Below are 16,223 nucleotides of genomic sequence, written 5' to 3'. Positions count from 1 at the left end.
GCCGCAGTGTGAAAGCGGTCACCTGTCCGTTATATCGGGTTCACTCCACTATCTCCGTAGCCCGCATTCCAGTGTAGAAGGCCCACCGGAAAACTGGGATCACCCAAACGATCTGACGGGGGCGACACTTGCGTTCCCGCCGGAGCTTACGGTACCGCTTAGCAACCGCTGAGCAGAGCTTTGGTAGGTCTTCCTTCCGTACCGGGGTCGGAAGTTTCTTCTCTTTCTGAGGCGCTGATACGTCCTCAACGGGCGACTGAGTGGTCAGTCCCTCTTCCTCTGCCCAGCTGAGGATTGCGTGGAGGTGACGGTACCGCTTGTGACGGGTGGCACTGCTTACGCTGTCGTCGTAGCAGAACGCCTCAACGTCCGAAGGCGAGATGCCCGAAAGCTTAGTTCCTTCTCGGAATCGGTCGGTAAACCGCTCCCAGAGGTTGCGGTACGTGCTGATGGTTCGATCGGAGCGTCCCTGCTTCCGCTTCGCCTCTGCAAACTGCTCGATTGCATCCGAGAGGGAAGCATTACGGCTGGCCTCTGGTCGGTTGTAGTTGAAAGGGTCCGTCTTGCGCCCGCTGTTAGCCCACGGGTCAAATTTGCCTTCCACGAACGCATCTTCCAACTCCGTCAGTTTCCGGCGGGCTGTACTTTTCGTGGACGTTCGGAGGCTGAACCGCTTGCGGGATGGAGAACGCTCCGAGTCGTAGAACTGAGCGTAGTAGGTGCCGCTGTCTCGCTTGTAAAGAGAAGCCATGTCGGTGCTTGGATTGCGGCACCGATAGCTGCTGTGTCACACTCTCTGTACACAGCTCTGTACACAGGTAGCGGCTGGATGACTAACTTCCCGAGAGACGAAGCGGTATCAAGCGTCGTTTCCGCAGAGGGAACTGACGTCCAGCGTTGTTCAGCGTCGATCAAGACAGGAGTGCCCGAGGAGGGACTTGAACCCTCACGTCCTTGCGGACAACGGATTTTGAATCCGTCGCGTCTGCCAATTCCGCCACTCGGGCCGCGTCGGGGCCAGGCCTTCCTGGACCGGCGGGGGACGCGCGGCGCGTCCGTGTTCAATCCGAAAGCTCCCAATTCGTAGTTCAACCCTCAGGTTCCGTGGGGGCGTTGCTCAGTCGCACCGACAGCACTCGGGGCCGTCGTCACGTGGTGGAACCTGTACCCGGGGCGTCCGGGCCACAAGGAGGACGATCAGAGGAGTGTGAGAATGGAGGGACAGGGCGTGTTCGTCTGTTCAGGAGAGTCAGGTCGTCGCGGCGTAGTGGTCGTGGAAGCGGATGATGGCCTGAATGCCCTGCTGAAAGCGGTCGAGGCCAAAGTGCTCGTCGGGAGAGTGAATGGCGTCGGAGTCGAGCCCGAAGCCCATGAGCACGCTGTCGAGGCCCAGGTGATTCTGAAAGTCCGCCACCACGGGAATCGACCCGCCGTTGCGCACAAAGACCGGCTCGGTTCCACACACCTCGCCCATGGCCTCCTTCGCGGCCTGCATCGACGGGGCGGCCCGGTCAACGAGCACGGGATCGCCCCCGTGCAGCCGTCGCACCGAAAGGTCCATGGTGGCCGGCACCGCTGCCTCCAGATGGGCCTCAAGCTTGTCGTAGATGTCCGCCACCTGTTGGTCGGGCACGAGGCGCATCGAAATCTTGGCGTGGGCCCGCGACGGGAGGACCGTTTTGGCGCCCTCACCGGTGTAGCCCCCCCAGATCCCGTTCACGTCGAGCGTGGGGCGGGCCGAGAGGCATTCGAGCGTCGTGTAGTCCCCCTCGGTCCGCACATCGTCGATGCCAATGGCGTCCCGCCAGGCCGCCTCGTCGAACGGAAGGTCGGCGTAGGTGTCGCGCTCGGCCGCCGTCAGGGCGCGCACGTCCTCGTAGAATCCAGGGATCGCGATGCGGTGATCGTCGTCGTGCAGGCCGGCGATCAGCCGACTGAGCGCGTTGGCCGGGTTGTCCACGGCGCCGCCATAGTTGCCGGAGTGGAGGTCGCGGTTTGGGCCCTCCAGGGTGATCTCGGCGTAGGCCAGCCCGCGCAGGCCGTACGTGATGGACGGCGTCTCCGGCGAAAACATGGCCGTGTCTGAGACGAGGACGACGTCGCCGTCGAGCCGGGTGCCGTGGTCACGGACGTACGTCTCGATGGCCATCGAGCCGGTCTCTTCCTCACCCTCGATGATGCACTTGAGGTTGACGGGGAGGTCGCCCTCGGCCGACAGGTAGGCCTCGGCGGCCTTGACGTGCATAAACATCTGCCCCTTATCGTCACACGCGCCGCGGGCGTACAGGGCCCCGTCGTGCCGGGTCGGGTCGAAGGGGTCGGTGGACCATTCCTCCAGGGGGTCGGGCGGCTGCACGTCGTAGTGGCCGTACACGACGACAGTCGGCTTGTCAGGGTCGCTGATGTGCTCGGCGTAGACGAGGGGATGGCCGTCGGTCTCGATGATCTCGGTGTGCTCCATCCCAATGGCGTCGAAGTGGTCGGCAAGCCACTCGGCGGCCCGTTCCACCTCGTCGTCGTAGGCGGAATCGGTGCTGACCGACGGAATGCGGAGAAGCTCTTCGAGCTCGCTGACGAAGCGGTCGGCGTGGGCGTCGGCGTAGGTGAGCGCGGTGTTCATAGGCGAGGTCAACTTGCGTGGGGCGTCGTTGGAAAGAAAAAGAAGGGGCGCGGCGAACGAGAGGATACGAGAGTGGAGAGAGCATGTCCGGGCGGACAGGCCGAATGGGTCACAAATCGGACAGTGCGTTCCGTGGGCCATCCGGCTGCCCGGACGCCGACAGAAGGCCTTCTCACGATGCCGGGACGGCGTGAAGCAACAGGCGCGGACTCTCGTCGGGCACGTAGTCGCCCCCGTCGTAGTCCCCGAACAGGTCCACAACGTCGAGGCCCACCCGTGCGTACATCGCCGTCAGGTCGGACAGGGTGTACAGGCGCACACTCTCCTGAAAGGTCTCCGTGTGCCCGTTCCGGCGGACGGTAATCTGTTTGTTGACGCGACCATCCTCGATCCAGCGGTCCTGGTGGATGGTGTGCCCGTCCTCGGTCTCGTACTCGGAGGCCCCCAGCGACGCGGCGACCTGGGGGGCGTTGAGAAAGTCTTGGAGGAACCATCCATCAGGCCGGAGCGCCGTTGCCATAGCCGCAAGGGCGCGTTCGTTCTCGGCGTCCGCGTCGAAGTAGCCGAACGAGGTAAACAGGTTGATCACCCCGTCTGCACACCCGTCGCACACCGGGGTGCGCATGTCGCCAACCTGAAAAGAAACCGTCTCGTCGAGGCCCTCGTCTGCCGCCTGCGAACGGGCCGCCGCAATGGCGTCCTCCGAGAGGTCGAGGCCCGTCACCTGCCAGTCGCGACGGGCGAGGGCCCGGGCGTGCCGGCCTCGCCCGCAGCCAATGTCGAGGAGGTGGCTCCCCGAGGCCGGCGCGAGGTTCTGCTCAATCAGGTCGACCAACCGTTCGGCGTCCGTGTCGTCTCGGTGGTCGTAGACGCGGGTGTACGCGTCGCTCCAGAACCATTCTTCGTACCAGGACATATCCGAAGGGGAGAAACGAGAGAGAAGACGTAGTGACCGCAGCCCCTGATGCGGCAGGCGAGAGGAGAGCCTCAGTCGTCCCCTATCTCCTCTTTAAAGGGAGCGAGGACCTCCTCCACGGGACGCGCGTCCGGGTACCAGTTCACGATCTTGCGGGCCACCTCGTCGAGCAGGGCGTCGGGACAGGAGGCCCCGGAGGTGATCAGCACGTCGACCGGCGTGTCCTCGGCGGGGAACCAGTCCCTCGTCGTGACCTCTTCTTGTGCGTGAACGTCGAAGTGGTGAATTTCCGAGGGGGCGTCGAACTCGTCGGCGTCCCGAATGAAGTATGTGGGCATGTGCTCCTCGCAGAGCTCCACGAGGTGGCTCGTGTTGGAGGAGTTGTAGCCGCCCACGATGATTCCAAGGTCGGCTCCATCCTCGATGAGCGCTTGCGTGGCGTTCTGGTTCTCGTTGGTGGCGTAGCAGAGCGTGTCGCTTGTGTCCGCAAAGCGCTCCTCCACGTCGGCCTCGCCGTAGCGATCCATCATGGCGTCGCGCATCAGGTCGGCAATGGCGGCGGTCTCTTCCGCCAGCATGGTGGTCTGGTTCACCACGCCCACCCGCCGCAGGTCCCGCTCCGGGTCAAAGTCTTCCGAGTACTTGTCCTCGAAGTAGTCGTAGAAGAAATCAGGGCCGTTCTCTCCCCGGATTACCTTCGCCAGCTCCCGGGCCTCGTCCGGGTCCCGCACGACGACGACGGGGCCCTCCTCCTTCGCGTGAGAAAAGGTCGCGCGGGTCTCCTCGTGGTAGCGCTTGCCGTGGACCACGATCGAGTAGTCGTCGTCCCCAATCTGGGAGCTTTTGCGCCATACCTTTTCGACGAACGGACAGGTGGTGTCGTAGGCCTCGGTGTCGACGCCCTGTCGCTCGAGCTCCTGTTCCACCTCCAGTGTGGTGCCGAAGGCCGGAATGATGACCACGTCGTCCGGCTCCAGCGCGTCGAACGGGATGAGCTGCTCTCCCTGCGTGGTGCGCAGGAATCGAATGCCCCGGTCCCGCAGGTCCTCGTTCACGTGCGGGTTGTGGATCATTTCGGAGAGGAGGAAGATCCGCTTGTCGGGGTTTTCCTCCAGTGCCTCGTACGCGATCTCGATGGCCTGCTCCACGCCGAAGCAAAAGCCAAAGTGTCGCGCGATTTTGAAGCGCACCGGCCCAAAGTCGATCACCGACGGGGACAAGTCGTTCTTGCGGGGATCGGTGGCCTGCCGCGCATCCGTGACCGTCGAGATGATGGGACTCTTGTAGAACGTAGGAACGTCGAACTGGCGCATGGGCAGTCAGGGGTCGCGGAAGAATGCTGTCGTTCCTTCCGGTGGTACGGGAGGGAGCCGCCGGTGATTCGGGGGGACCGGGGGCGACGGGAGGACATGTGAAGGGCATGAAGGAGGAACAACCGGTGATGGGGTGCGCGTGCAGGGCGGGCGAAATGCACGCCTCCTCTCCCGACCCCCATGCCCACGTGAGCGCGAGAAGACAAGCCCGCATCGATGCCATTGCCGCCGCCGCCGCAGACTGGCGAGCGCCGGACCATCCGCCGCGCGAAGCGGCCGTCGCGGACACCCTGGCGGCGCCCAACCGCTGGACCAAGGAGGCGATCGACTACGCCCTGAACCGGTGGATGCAGCGCCTCACACCGGAGGCTCTTACCGACTGGCTCGGCGACGCGGTCCCGGCGGCCCCGACGACCGTGGGCGTCCTGCACGGCTCCTCTGGGCCGCTTGTGGGCCTCCGAGACGCCGTGGCAATCTGGGCCGACGGGCATACGTATCTCGGGCATACGGCGGAGGCCTCTCCCGCTCTGCTTCCCGCATTTGGGCGGGCCGTGTCGGACCGGACCGACAGTATCGACGCGGAGTTTGTGGAACAGGAGCCGCTTCTTGAGCGCGCCGCCGCGGTAACGGCGCAGCCGGTCCGGGACGACGCCGCGGCGGTCCGCGCAGCGTGCGATGATCACGGCATCGCCGACGACCGCCGGCTCGTGCGCCCCGCCCGGCTCGCCGTGGCGGTCCTCGACGGGCACGAGGGCGACGATGCCCTGGGCGGACTGGCGGAGGACGCGCTGCTCTACGACGGCGGTGGGCACCGGCGGCTCGCGCTCCTGTGGGCCCCGGGCGACCTGTCGCCGGATGCATACCTCGAAGCCATGGCACGCTTCCGCGGCGTCTTTCCGGCGCACGAGGACACGCCGGGCGCTCTCCAGATGCAGAAGGCATTCCTCGAGGCCCGCGACGAACCCCGGGCGTACGCCGAGGGCCTTGAGTTTCTCATGAGCCGGGGCGAGCCGAAGGTCCCACGCCCCGACGGTCATCTCCGGTGGACGCAATACACGGCCCTTGACGCGGTCGATGAGTGGATCACCACCCACCGGTCGGCCCTCGCTGCGGTCGTGGCCCGTGAGCCCCTGCACGACCAACTGCCCGCGTCGTGGCCCCTCCGCACGCCGGGGGACCTTCACCTCCCGCCGCTTGCAAACGACGCGGGACGGGCCCTGGCTGACTTTCTTCGGGCCCTGCGCTGACGCTACCGCCCGCTCAGGTGCTCGGTGAGGATGGCCTCCACGTCCGGCTTCACGCTGCCCCAGTCGACGGCGGGGGCCTTCGACACGGTGACGAATTGCGGGGTGATGAACACGTCGTCGACGCCCGCGATCGTGAAGAGGCGGCGGGCGAGGGGATCATCGTCCGCCTCGTCCGCCGAGGCATAGGCGGCCACGCCACCGTCGAGAAAGGCACCGTCGTCCGTCGTAAACTTGAGGCTGTTTGGGTTCGGGGTCGACTCCGCCTGCGTGGTGGCCATGGGCGTTCGGAGGGGGCAGATCAATGGAGAAAGGACAATGAGCACTAGGCAACGCAAAACGTAGACCGTGCGGGCGAGTTCAGGGCGGAACGTCCGCTGGGGTTGTACGGTGAATTCACTTGCGTCTTCCGCAAAATGTGGTATCTTTCCGCCCTCCACCTTTCAAACTGCATGCCTCCAACTAGGTCATGGAGTCCCTTGACGACCGTTCGTCGGCCCCGGACGCCGAACGCCCCACGGAGAAGCCCCCCGAAGGCGGGAAGGTGAGTCGCATTGCGGCCCATACGCAGGGGCTCTTTACGGACCTTCGGGAGTGGATCGACCTGCGGGTCGACCTCGCCATCTTGGAGATGGAAGAGCGGCTCGACGCCTTCAAGAACGACGTGGCCCTCGGGCTCACGATCGCCGTGTTTGCCGCCCTCGCTGCGTTCTTCTCGCTAACGACCGTGGCGCTGGGGGTGGGATGGCTGCTTGGGCATCCGTTCTGGGGCTTTCTCGCGGTGTCGGTGGCACTCATCCTGATCATCGTGGCCCTTCGTGTTGCGAAGCCCGCCCTGATGCCGCCGTCCAACCTGCTGGAGTCCCTTCGCAGAGAACAGGACGTCTCTGGGGACGAGAGCCCGGCCCGCCCTGCCTCGGCCGTGGTGGACGAAAATGCTTCGTGAAGCCCGCGCAGTGGTGGCCGCGCGTCTGTGCCCGCGGGGAGGAGTCCTGGCCCCAGGCCTTTTCGATCATTCTGTTCTACGACCCCTTTTGCCCCATGGACTCGAACCCAAGCAGAGCGGACGTGGAGGCACGCCTCCGAGAAACGGCGGACGCCATGGCCGATCGCTTCGACTCGCTTCAGGAGGAGGTATCTAGCACCGGCTCATCGCTGCGCGACTGGGTTGTGCAAAACCCGCTGAAGAGCGTTGGGGGCATGCTGGCGGCCGGCGTGGCGGTGGGGGCGCTCGTTGGGGGCGGCCGATCGCGGCGGCCCCGGCACGCGGCGCTCCTGGACCAGTACGTCGACGCGCTCCGCACGGAGGTCGAAGAGGCGATGGAAACGGGCGATACGCCGGGGGAGGCGGTGGAGAAGGCCCTGCGCGGACGCGCTCCCCTCGTGGTTTACCGAGAGAACGGGGCTGGGGAGTCCCAGGCACACCGTTCCGGCGGGGGCGTCCTGGGGGACAGTCTCGGGTTTGTGGTGCGCCTCGTGGCCCGTGAGGTGATTCGTGATCAGATTCTCTCCTGGCTTGGCGACACCGACGTAGCGGGACTGGAGGAGGAGCTCTCCGAGTGAGGGCTGTGTCAGTTCCCGTCCAACGACTCTTTTGCACGACCGACCAACACAGATGCGACTGATTATTTTTGGGCCCCCAGGTGCCGGAAAGGGCACGCAGGCTGGGCTGCTAGAAACGCGTCATGGCATTACCCAGATCTCAACGGGGGACATCCTTCGAGACGCCATGGCACAAGAGACTGATTTGGGCAAAAAGGCAAAGTCGTACATCGACGCGGGCGAATTGGTGCCGGATGCACTGGTCCGGGACTTGTCCGAACAGGCCATTGCCGATGAGGGCCACGACGACTTTGTGCTGGACGGGTACCCGCGTACCGACCAGCAGGCCGAATGGCTCACTGCGTTCTTGGAGTCGAACGACACGCCCCTTGACGCCGTCCTCAGCATGGAGGTGCCCGACGACGTGCTCGTGCGTCGGCTGAGTCGGCGCCGGGTACACGAGGAGACAGGCGAAACCTACCACCTGGACCACGACCCGCCCCCCGACGACGTGGACGCGGACCTCATCGTCCAACGCTCCGACGACGAGCCCGAAACCATCCAGAACCGGCTTGACGTCTACCGCGAAGAGACCGAGCCGCTGGCCGCCTACTACGAAGAGCGAGGCCTGCTTGTCTCGGTCGACGGGACCGGAGAGATCGAAGAGGTCTTCGGACGTGTTGAGGCGGCGCTCGGCGCCCTTGACCGCTAGAAGCCCCTGACCGATCGAAACTGCACCGAGCACGATCGTCGACGACGTTGGTTCACTCCAATCTACCGATGGCTTCCTCTGCGCAAAGCGTGTCGTCTGGTGAGCGCGTGGCGGCGCTCCGGGCGCGCATCGACAAGGCCCTGCCGGCGGTCGTCGACGGGCGGGCTCCTGCCTCCCTCTACGATGCCGTAGAGCACGTGCTGCGGGCCGGGGGAAAGCGTGTGCGTCCCATCCTGCTCCTGCTGGTGGCCGAGTCGTACGGCACGTCCGTCGACCGGGCGCTGCCGGCCGCTCTCGCCGTGGAGGTCTTTCACAACTTTACGCTCGTCCACGACGACCTAATGGACGAGGACGACGAGCGACGGGGCGGAGCAACCGTGCACACGAAGTGGGACCCCGGCACGGCAATCCTCACGGGAGACCTCATGATGGGCCTGTCCTACGACCTGCTGGGCCAGGTGGACGGGACCGACGCGGAGGCGCTCTACGCGGTGTATCACCCGATGGTGGAGAAGCTCTGTGCCGGCCAGGCCCTCGACGCATCGTTTGAGACCGACGACGCGGTGACGGTGGAGGCGTATCTGGACATGATCGACCGCAAGACCGGGGCGCTCCTCTCGGCGGCGTTCGAGCTGGGGGGCGTCATTGGAGGGGCCCCGGCGCCCGAGTGCGATCGCCTCGGCACGGCCGGCCGGCTGGTGGGGCGGGCCTTCCAGATCCAGGACGACCTGCTCGACCTCATCGCCGAGGATGAGGAGTGGGGACGAGGGGTGGGGGGAGACCTTGTGCGGGGAAAGAAAACGTTCCTAACCCTGTGCGCCCTGGAGCGCGCCGACGGAGCCGATCAGGACTGGGTCGAGCGCCTCGTGGCCGATGGGGGGCTTTCCCGAGACGATGTGCCGAAGGCCCGTGCGCGGATGGCGGACCTCGGCGTCTTCGAGGAGGCCCGAGCGGCGGTCCGTGCCTACACGGAGAAGGCCTACGACCATCTGCACCTCCTTCCAGACACGGGCGCGGCGGAGGCGCTTCACTGGTTTCTGGATCGTCTCCAGGCGCGCGAGCACTGATCGCCCCCGCCGTCCGTCGTCCCGCTTTTCAGCGTTTCCATGATCGAGCGTGAGGTTACCATTCGCAACCGTGCCGGGCTGCACACGCGGCCGGCGTCGATGCTCGTCAAGACCGCGTCTCGATTCGAGTCGGCCGTCTACCTGTGCCGGGACAACTACGAGATCAATGGAAAAAGTGTCATTGGGGTCATGACCTTGGCCGCCGAGCAGGGAGCGGTGCTCACCCTTGTGGTAGAGGGGGAAGACGAAACCGAGGCCGCCGACGCGATCGAGGCCCTTTTCGAAGATGGGTTTGGGGAAGAATTGTAGGCCGGACTCAGCGCGGGCCGCCGTCATCGTCAGCCATCCACGTCATGGAAGAGTCGCCTCCGGAATCTACGTCCCACGACGAATTGGTCATTTCGGGCACCGGTGCGGCGCCCGGGATCGCGATGGGCACCGCGTACCGGTACGACGCCTCTGCCCCCGACCGGCGGCGTGCGCCCATCTCGCCGGACGAGGTGGACGCGGAGGTGGACCGCCTGGCCAACGCTGTGCAACGGGCCGAACAGGAGCTGGAGACTGTTCGAACGCTGGCCCCAGACGCTCTGGGGGCGGACACCGACGCCATCTTTGAGGCCCAGGCCCTCATGCTGCGCGACGAGGAGGTCCTGCGGGCCATCCGGCAGCGCATTCGGGCGCGGAAAGAACCCGCGGCGGCGGCGGTGCGGACGGTCCTGGCGGCCCACCGCGAACGACTCGACGACAGCGACGACGCGCACCTGCGCACCGGGGCCGACGACCTCGTGGAGCTCGAACGGCGACTCCTCCGGGCACTGCGTCGGCGGGCGGCCGCAGCTCATATCGATACGCAATCGGTGGTGGTGGCCCAAGAGCTGACCCCGACGGACCTGCTGCGCGTTCGTCGGCAGGGGCCGCTGGGGGCCGTTACGGCCCGGGGCGGGCCCACCTCGCACGCGGCCATCGTCGCCAAGGCGCTCGGGCTGCCGCTCCTCGTTGGGGCTGGAGAGACACTGGAGGCCGTGTCGTCCGGGGATCGGGTCGTCGTTGACGGGACTGAGGGACGTCTGATCGCTCATCCTCACCCCGCCACCGTGGAGGACTACCGGCAGCGAGAGACGGAGGCGCCGTCCCCGACGGAGCGTGAAGAGGAGAGGGCCGGGCGCCCTCCCCGAACGACCGACGGCCACGCCGTGACCCTTCGGGTCAACGTGGGGCTGGAGGCCGAGCTCGATCTGCTCCGGCCCGACCCGCCGGGCGGCATCGGACTTCTTCGCACCGAGCTCTTCTTGCTCGCCGACGGCGATCCCCACGCCGTCGACGAAGAACGGCAGGTGGAGGCGTACCGGGAGGTCGCCGAGGCCGCCGGCGAGGAGGGAGCGACGATCCGTCTCCTGGATCTGGGCGGCGATGGCCGTGGGCCCCGTCACGCCGCGGCGGAGCACGAGGGCAGCCGATCCCTGGGAGAGCGGGGGCTGCGGCGGCTTCTGAACCGCCCCGATGAGCACCTGCGTCCCCAGCTGCGGGCCCTCCTGCGGGCGAACCGTCAGGGGGAGCTCCGGGTCCTGCTTCCGATGGTGACGGACGTGACGGAGGTGCGGCGCGTACGGCGAATTCTGGATGAGGAGAGCGCTCGCCTTGCGGAGAACGGCGTGCCCCATGATCCGACCCTGCCCCTCGGCGCGATGGTAGAGGTGCCCGCGATGGCCCTGCAGGCCCCCGCCTTTACCGAGTTCGTGGACTTCTTCTCCGTCGGCACCAATGACCTCACCCAGTACGTGCTGGCGGTGGACCGGGCTGCCGGCCCGGTCGGGGCGCGGCACGACGCGTTGCACCCGGCGGTTCTCGGCCTGATCCTGCGCGTCGTCGAGACGGGCCGGATGTCGGGGTGCCCGGTGGAGGTCTGTGGGGAGATTGCGGGCGACGTGCAGGCGGTGCCGGTGCTCCTGGGACTGGGGGTGGACACCCTGAGCGTCTCGCCCCAGTCGCTGCCCACCGTCCGCCGAGTCGTTCGGGCGATCGAGTACGACGCGGCAAAAGGCCTCGCCCGCGACGTGTTGCAAGAAGACGATGCCCCGGCCGTGCGCCGTCGGGCCCGGACGTGGATCGACACCCACCTGCCGCCGGCCGAGACGGCTGGCTCGGGGGGCGCAGACGTCCGGGGCCCGGACGCGTCGGATCGGTGACCCGCAGCGGCGATGGACGCACGCCGGGGCCGCTCCCCCCAACTCACGTATCACGATTCTCCCAGTCACTTCGAACTTCAACCTCATGTCCGACTCCATCCTCGACCGCGTAAAGCAGGACCTCACCGATGCCATGAAGGCGCAGGATGACGTGCGCCGACGCGCCCTCCGCTCCCTCCGGGCCGCCCTCGCCAACAAGGAGATTGCGAAGCGGCGGTCCGGAACCGACTCTGACCTGGAGAGACAGGAGGAGCTGGCCGTCGTCCAGAAGCAAGTGAAGCAGCGCCGCGACTCGATCGAGCAGTACGAAGAGGCGGATCGCGACGACCTAGCGCAGAAGGAGCGGGAAGAGATCGAGGTCCTCGAGCATTACCTGCCGGACCGGCTGGCAGACGAAGAGCTGTCCGAACGCCTCCAAGCAATCATCGACGAGGTCGGCGCGACCTCAATGGCGGACATGGGATCCGTCATGGGGCGCGCCATGGACGAGCTGCGCGGACGGGTGGATGGAAATCGCGTACGGGAGATGGTTCAGGATCGGCTCTCTGATTAGTCGGCCGGGACGTCCCCGGTGTAGAGCGATTCCCGCCGCGGTGGATCTCGTTCCGGCCCGCTGCTTTACATCGCTGCACTTTTTCTTCACCTTTTGGGGCACGACCCCGTATCCAGCTCACCAGCGGTGTTGACATGCTGACTGTGCTCGACTGGCTTATCCTCGCCATTCTCCTCGGGGGACTCATCCGTGGGTACCTAGTGGGGGCCGTGCGCCAGGCGGCCAGCCTGCTCGGGCTCGTGGCCGCGCTTCTCTTCTCCGTGGAGTTCATGGGGGTGGTCGGGACACTCATCGTCGAGAGCCTGGGCCTTGCCGCGTCCGTCGCCCCGCTTGCCGGCTTTACGGTGTTGTTTCTGGGAGTGTATCTCCTGTTTTTCGCCCTCGCCCGGCTCCTGGAGCAGCTGTTTGACACCCTGTCTCTCTCGTTCGTGAACCGGGCGGTTGGCGGAGCGGTTGGCGGGGCAAAGGCCGCGCTGCTTCTGAGCCTCCTTTTTCTGGTGCTCGCCGGCCTGGAGCTTCCGGAGGAGAAGACGCGGGACGACTCGGCGCTCTACCGCCCAGTTGCACAGCTTCTGCCCAAGACGATCGAGGCGACTGAAGCCTGGTTTCCCGCGGCCAAACGAGCGGCCGATCAGCTGGGTCGGCAGGTGCGCTCCCGGATGGATACTGTCCCGGAGTCCTCCAGCTCCGACAACGTCCGCTCGGGCGCCCAGCCCGGCGTTCAGTGATGTGTTCGGCGGCCCTGGGGCAGCCCCACGGGCCTGCCTTTGCGTACGTGGCCATGGAACAGACCGCTAAAACAAGAGCGGACGGGACAAGAACCGTCCTCTGAACGAGGCCCGTGGCGGTGCGCCCTGAGCGTCGGCGAAGAAGGGCCAACACGCCCGATGTAGCTTGTGCCGTGCGCCGGGGACCCGGTCCCGCGCAGGAGAGAGGGAATACGCCCCGAGAGAGTACTGACCGACGCAGTGGACGCGACCGTGATCGTGACGCCCATGGAATTTCGGTGAGGCGGGGCATTTCGGAAACAGGGCGGCTGTGTCGGGAATTTCTCCCGGGTCCACCTCCGGTGTGCTTCTTCGTCTGTGCTCCTCTGCTCCACGCATGGTCCCGGTTCGCCTGGAACTGAAAAACTTCCTGAGCTACGGCACGGAGGCCCCGCCCCTTGAGTTTGATCACTTCAGCGTGGCCTGCCTGTCCGGCGGCAACGGAGAGGGCAAGTCGGCCCTGCTCGACGCGATGACGTGGGCCGTATGGGGGGAGGCCCGCAAGTCGAGCGGCCGGCGCAAGCCCGACGAGGAGCTGATCCGGATCGGGACCCGGCACATGCAGGTGTCGTTCACCTTCGACCTGGACGACGCGCGCTACCGGGTGGTCCGCTCCTTCTCGCGCTCGGAAACGGGCAAGACCACCTCGTCCGACCTCGAGTTTCAGCTCAACGACGCCGCGGGCACGGAGTACCGTCCGCTGACGGGGGCGACCCAGCGCGAGACGCAGGCGCGCATCGAAGACACCCTGGGGCTGGACTACGACACGTTCATCAACTCGGCCTTCCTGCTGCAGGGCCGCTCCGACGAGTTTACGCAGAAGCGCCCCAGCCAGCGCAAGGAGATCCTCACCCGCATTCTCAACCTTAGCCGGTACGAGGCCCTTGAAGACAAGGCCCGCGACCACTGGCGCGACGCGAAAGAGCGGCAGCAGCGGGCCGCGGCGGAGGTGGAGCGCCTGGAGAAGGCCCTGGAGGACGTGCCGAACTGGGAAGAGGAGCGGGAGGTCGTGCAGGCAGACATCGAGACGCAGACGGAGACCCTTTCCGATCTTCGCGACCGGGAGAAGGCGCTGACCCAGAAGCGGGCCAACCTAGAGGCAACGGCCCGGGAGGCCGAGTCCATTCGCGAGTCGATGGCCAGTCTGGACAGCCGAATCGATGCCCACCGCGACGAGATCGAGTCCCTCACGGGGCGCATCCAGGAGGCCGAGGCCCTTCTGGACGACCGCACGGCCATCGCGGAGGCCTACGACGAACATCAGTCTCTCGTGCAGGAGCGGGACGCGCTCGAACAAACACGCGAACGACATCGGGCCCTCAAGCAAACGCTCGATGAAAAGTCGTCCGCTCTCCAGAAGCGGCGCAGTGCCGTGGAGCGGCGCCTGGAGCGGTTGAGGGCTGAGCGGGCCGGCATCGAGGAGTCGCTGGAGGACTGCCGCGAGACGCTCGACTCGCGGGCCGAGGTGGAAACCCATCTGCGTCGGGCGCAGGCCGCTCGGCAGCAGGTGCCCGAGCGGAAGCATGTGCGCCGGCGTCGGGACCGGTTGGAGCAGCGGAAGGCCGAGGCGCGAGAGGCCATCGTGGGGGGCCGGCAGCAGCTCCGGGGCGAGGTTGAAACCCTCCAGGCGCAGATTGAGGAGGAGGCCGAGGCTCTGGACCAGAAAGAGACGATCGAGGCGCGCATCGACGAGCTGCGCTCGAAGCGGGAGGCGCGGGCGGCCCTGGATGAGCGCATGGTGGAGGTCGAGAAGAAAGGAACCGCCCGGTCGCAGGCTGTGCAAGAGCAGGCGGGGCAGCTGGAAGCGCTGCGGGATGAACGCGAGCGAGAGGCCGAGGATCTCCAGCGATTCCAGGAAGCGGATGGAGACGTGTGCCCGACCTGTGGCACCGAGCTGACCGACGCCCACCGAGAAGAGGCAACGGCCACACTCCGAGGCCACATCGACGAGCTCGACACGGCCATCGAGTCGGCGCAGGCGCGCCTGGACGAAGAAAAAGACCGCCGGGCCAAATTGCGACGGACGTATCGCCAGCTTGCGGAGAAGCGGGAGGCGCTGGACGATGTGGGCGAGGCCCTCGCCACGGCCCAGGAGCAGAAGCGGTCGCTGGAGGAGACGGCGGAGGCGCTCGCCGCCCACCGCGAGAAGGCCGAGCGCCTTCGCCAGCGCCTCACAGAAGGACGTTACGCCGAGGAGGCGCGGCGGCGCTGGCAGGCCTGCAAACAGCGCCTCGCGGGCGTCGAGGTCGATGCGGACGCGCTCGAGACTCTTCAGAACCGGGCGGCCCAGTTCGACCGGTACGCGGATCGGCTGGACGAGATCGAACGGGCGGCGGCGCGGCACGAGGAGCTGGCGCAGACGCTGAACGAGCGGGACGAGAAGATCGAGCAGCTCCGAACGGCACTGGAGGAGAACCGGGTGGCCGAAGACCTCCGAGAGGATATGGAGAACCTTCGAGAACAGATGGAGGCCCTTGATTTTGACCCGGACCGCTTTCAAGAAATTCGAGAGCGACTGCAGGAGCTAGGCGACGTGCCGGACCGCCACAACGCCCTCGTCACCGCCGAAGAAAACCGCAACGAGTGGGTGGAGCAGCGCGCCCGGGTGCAAGAGCGAATGGAGGAGGCCGAGGAGGAGAAGCAAGGGCTGGAAGAACGCCTCGCGGAGTGCACGTCGGCGCTAGAGGACAAGCCTGAGGTGGTTGCTAAACAAGAGGACGTGTCGGAGCGGGTGGAAGCCGAGGAGAACACGCTCAACGAGCTGCAGCAGCGCCTCGGCAAGCTGAGCGCGCAGTTGGAACAAGCCGCGGCGGATCGGGAGGCCCTGGAAGAGGCCCGAGAAGAGCGGCAGGACGCCGTCGCCGACCGACAGCGGTATAAGCATCTCCGCGCTGCCTTCGGGAAGAACGGCATCCCGTCGCTCATTATCGAAGAGACGCTTCCCGATATTGAAGAACGCGCCAATCGCATTCTGGACCGCCTTACCGACGGCCGGATGCATGTGCGGCTCGAGACTCTTAAAGAGAAGAAAAGCGGGGGCACCAAGGAAACGCTCGAAATCATCATCACCGATGAGCACGGGGCCCCGCGCCCCTACGAGACGTACTCGGGCGGGGAGAGCTTCCGGGTGAACTTTGCCCTCCGCGTCGCGCTGGCGCAACTGCTGGCCGAGCGCAGCGGCGTGCGGGTGCGCACCCTCGTGATCGACGAAGGGTTCGGCACGCAGGACGAGGCCGGCATCGAGCGGCTCGTGGAGGCCATCCAGGCGATCCGCGAGGACTTTGCCAAAATCCTCGTCATCAC

The 16,223-nt window shown here is 66.3% G+C and carries 14 protein-coding genes, 1 tRNA gene and 1 pseudogene; 10 read left to right on the top strand and 6 right to left on the bottom strand.

The window, feature by feature from the left end; genetic code table 11:
• Window positions 1–40: 40 nt before the first annotated feature.
• The 5 genes from B7R93_RS15085 to B7R93_RS15065 all read right to left on the bottom strand — a co-directional run bounded on the left by B7R93_RS15085 (window position 41) and on the right by B7R93_RS15065 (window position 4,849).
• Window positions 41–751 carry a tyrosine-type recombinase/integrase gene (locus tag B7R93_RS15085; RefSeq protein WP_103021538.1) on the bottom strand — a complete coding sequence of 237 codons (711 nt, stop codon included), beginning with the start codon at window positions 749–751 and terminating at the stop codon, window positions 41–43.
• Window positions 752–923: 172 nt separating this feature from the next.
• A tRNA-Leu gene (locus B7R93_RS15080) sits at window positions 924–1,007 on the bottom strand.
• A gap of 242 nt (window positions 1,008–1,249) precedes the next feature.
• Window positions 1,250–2,620 carry a dipeptidase gene (locus B7R93_RS15075; RefSeq protein WP_103021537.1) on the bottom strand — a complete coding sequence of 457 codons (1,371 nt, stop codon included), beginning with the start codon at window positions 2,618–2,620 and terminating at the stop codon, window positions 1,250–1,252.
• A 172-nt stretch (window positions 2,621–2,792) separates the two neighbouring features.
• Window positions 2,793–3,536, bottom strand: a complete 744-nt coding sequence (locus B7R93_RS15070) for an SAM-dependent methyltransferase (protein ID WP_103021536.1) — start codon at window positions 3,534–3,536, stop codon at window positions 2,793–2,795.
• 71 nt (window positions 3,537–3,607) lie between these two features.
• Window positions 3,608–4,849, bottom strand: coding sequence for a 4-hydroxy-3-methylbut-2-enyl diphosphate reductase (locus B7R93_RS15065; RefSeq protein WP_103021535.1), 1,242 nt, complete (start codon window positions 4,847–4,849; stop codon window positions 3,608–3,610).
• Window positions 4,850–5,004: 155 nt separating this feature from the next.
• Here B7R93_RS15065 and B7R93_RS15060 point away from each other — a divergent pair, with 155 nt between their 5' ends.
• Window positions 5,005–6,096, top strand: a complete 1,092-nt coding sequence (locus B7R93_RS15060) for a hypothetical protein (protein WP_232798498.1) — start codon at window positions 5,005–5,007, stop codon at window positions 6,094–6,096.
• A 2-nt stretch (window positions 6,097–6,098) separates the two neighbouring features.
• Here B7R93_RS15060 and B7R93_RS15975 read toward each other — a convergent pair whose 3' ends face one another.
• A complete protein-coding gene (locus B7R93_RS15975) occupies window positions 6,099–6,374 on the bottom strand; it encodes a NifU N-terminal domain-containing protein (protein WP_232798497.1) in 276 nt (91 codons plus the stop codon).
• A 188-nt stretch (window positions 6,375–6,562) separates the two neighbouring features.
• Here B7R93_RS15975 and B7R93_RS15050 point away from each other — a divergent pair, with 188 nt between their 5' ends.
• The 9 genes and pseudogenes from B7R93_RS15050 to B7R93_RS15010 form a co-directional block, all read left to right on the top strand.
• A complete protein-coding gene (locus tag B7R93_RS15050; RefSeq protein ID WP_103021534.1) occupies window positions 6,563–7,039 on the top strand; it encodes a phage holin family protein in 477 nt (158 codons plus the stop codon).
• A gap of 95 nt (window positions 7,040–7,134) precedes the next feature.
• Window positions 7,135–7,656 carry a hypothetical protein gene (locus B7R93_RS15045; protein ID WP_103021588.1) on the top strand — a complete coding sequence of 174 codons (522 nt, stop codon included), beginning with the start codon at window positions 7,135–7,137 and terminating at the stop codon, window positions 7,654–7,656.
• Window positions 7,657–7,708: 52 nt separating this feature from the next.
• Window positions 7,709–8,347, top strand: coding sequence for an adenylate kinase (locus B7R93_RS15040; RefSeq protein WP_103021533.1), 639 nt, complete (start codon window positions 7,709–7,711; stop codon window positions 8,345–8,347).
• 68 nt (window positions 8,348–8,415) lie between these two features.
• Window positions 8,416–9,414, top strand: a complete 999-nt coding sequence (locus tag B7R93_RS15035) for a polyprenyl synthetase family protein (RefSeq protein WP_103021532.1) — start codon at window positions 8,416–8,418, stop codon at window positions 9,412–9,414.
• A gap of 39 nt (window positions 9,415–9,453) precedes the next feature.
• Window positions 9,454–9,723 (top strand): HPr family phosphocarrier protein, encoded by a 270-nt coding sequence (locus tag B7R93_RS15030; protein ID WP_103021531.1) that lies wholly within the window; start codon window positions 9,454–9,456, stop codon window positions 9,721–9,723.
• 44 nt (window positions 9,724–9,767) lie between these two features.
• Window positions 9,768–11,600 carry a phosphoenolpyruvate--protein phosphotransferase gene (ptsP, locus tag B7R93_RS15025; RefSeq protein ID WP_103021530.1) on the top strand — a complete coding sequence of 611 codons (1,833 nt, stop codon included), beginning with the start codon at window positions 9,768–9,770 and terminating at the stop codon, window positions 11,598–11,600.
• A gap of 85 nt (window positions 11,601–11,685) precedes the next feature.
• The gene (locus B7R93_RS15020; RefSeq protein WP_103021529.1) at window positions 11,686–12,153 is read left to right on the top strand and encodes a GatB/YqeY domain-containing protein; all 468 of its coding nucleotides are present in this window, start codon (window positions 11,686–11,688) and stop codon (window positions 12,151–12,153) included.
• 134 nt (window positions 12,154–12,287) lie between these two features.
• Window positions 12,288–12,881, top strand: coding sequence for a CvpA family protein (locus B7R93_RS15015; RefSeq protein WP_103021528.1), 594 nt, complete (start codon window positions 12,288–12,290; stop codon window positions 12,879–12,881).
• Window positions 12,882–13,257: 376 nt separating this feature from the next.
• Window positions 13,258–16,173, top strand: a pseudogene (locus tag B7R93_RS15010) (SbcC/MukB-like Walker B domain-containing protein); the annotation flags it as partial.
• Between the last annotated feature and the right edge of the window lie 50 nt (window positions 16,174–16,223).

Source organism: Salinibacter altiplanensis, assembly GCF_002894645.1.
GTDB classification, from domain to species: Bacteria; Bacteroidota; Rhodothermia; order Rhodothermales; family Salinibacteraceae; genus Salinibacter; species Salinibacter altiplanensis.
The sequence above is the reverse complement of the archived record's forward strand: the minus strand, read 5'-3'. Positions and strand labels throughout refer to the sequence as shown.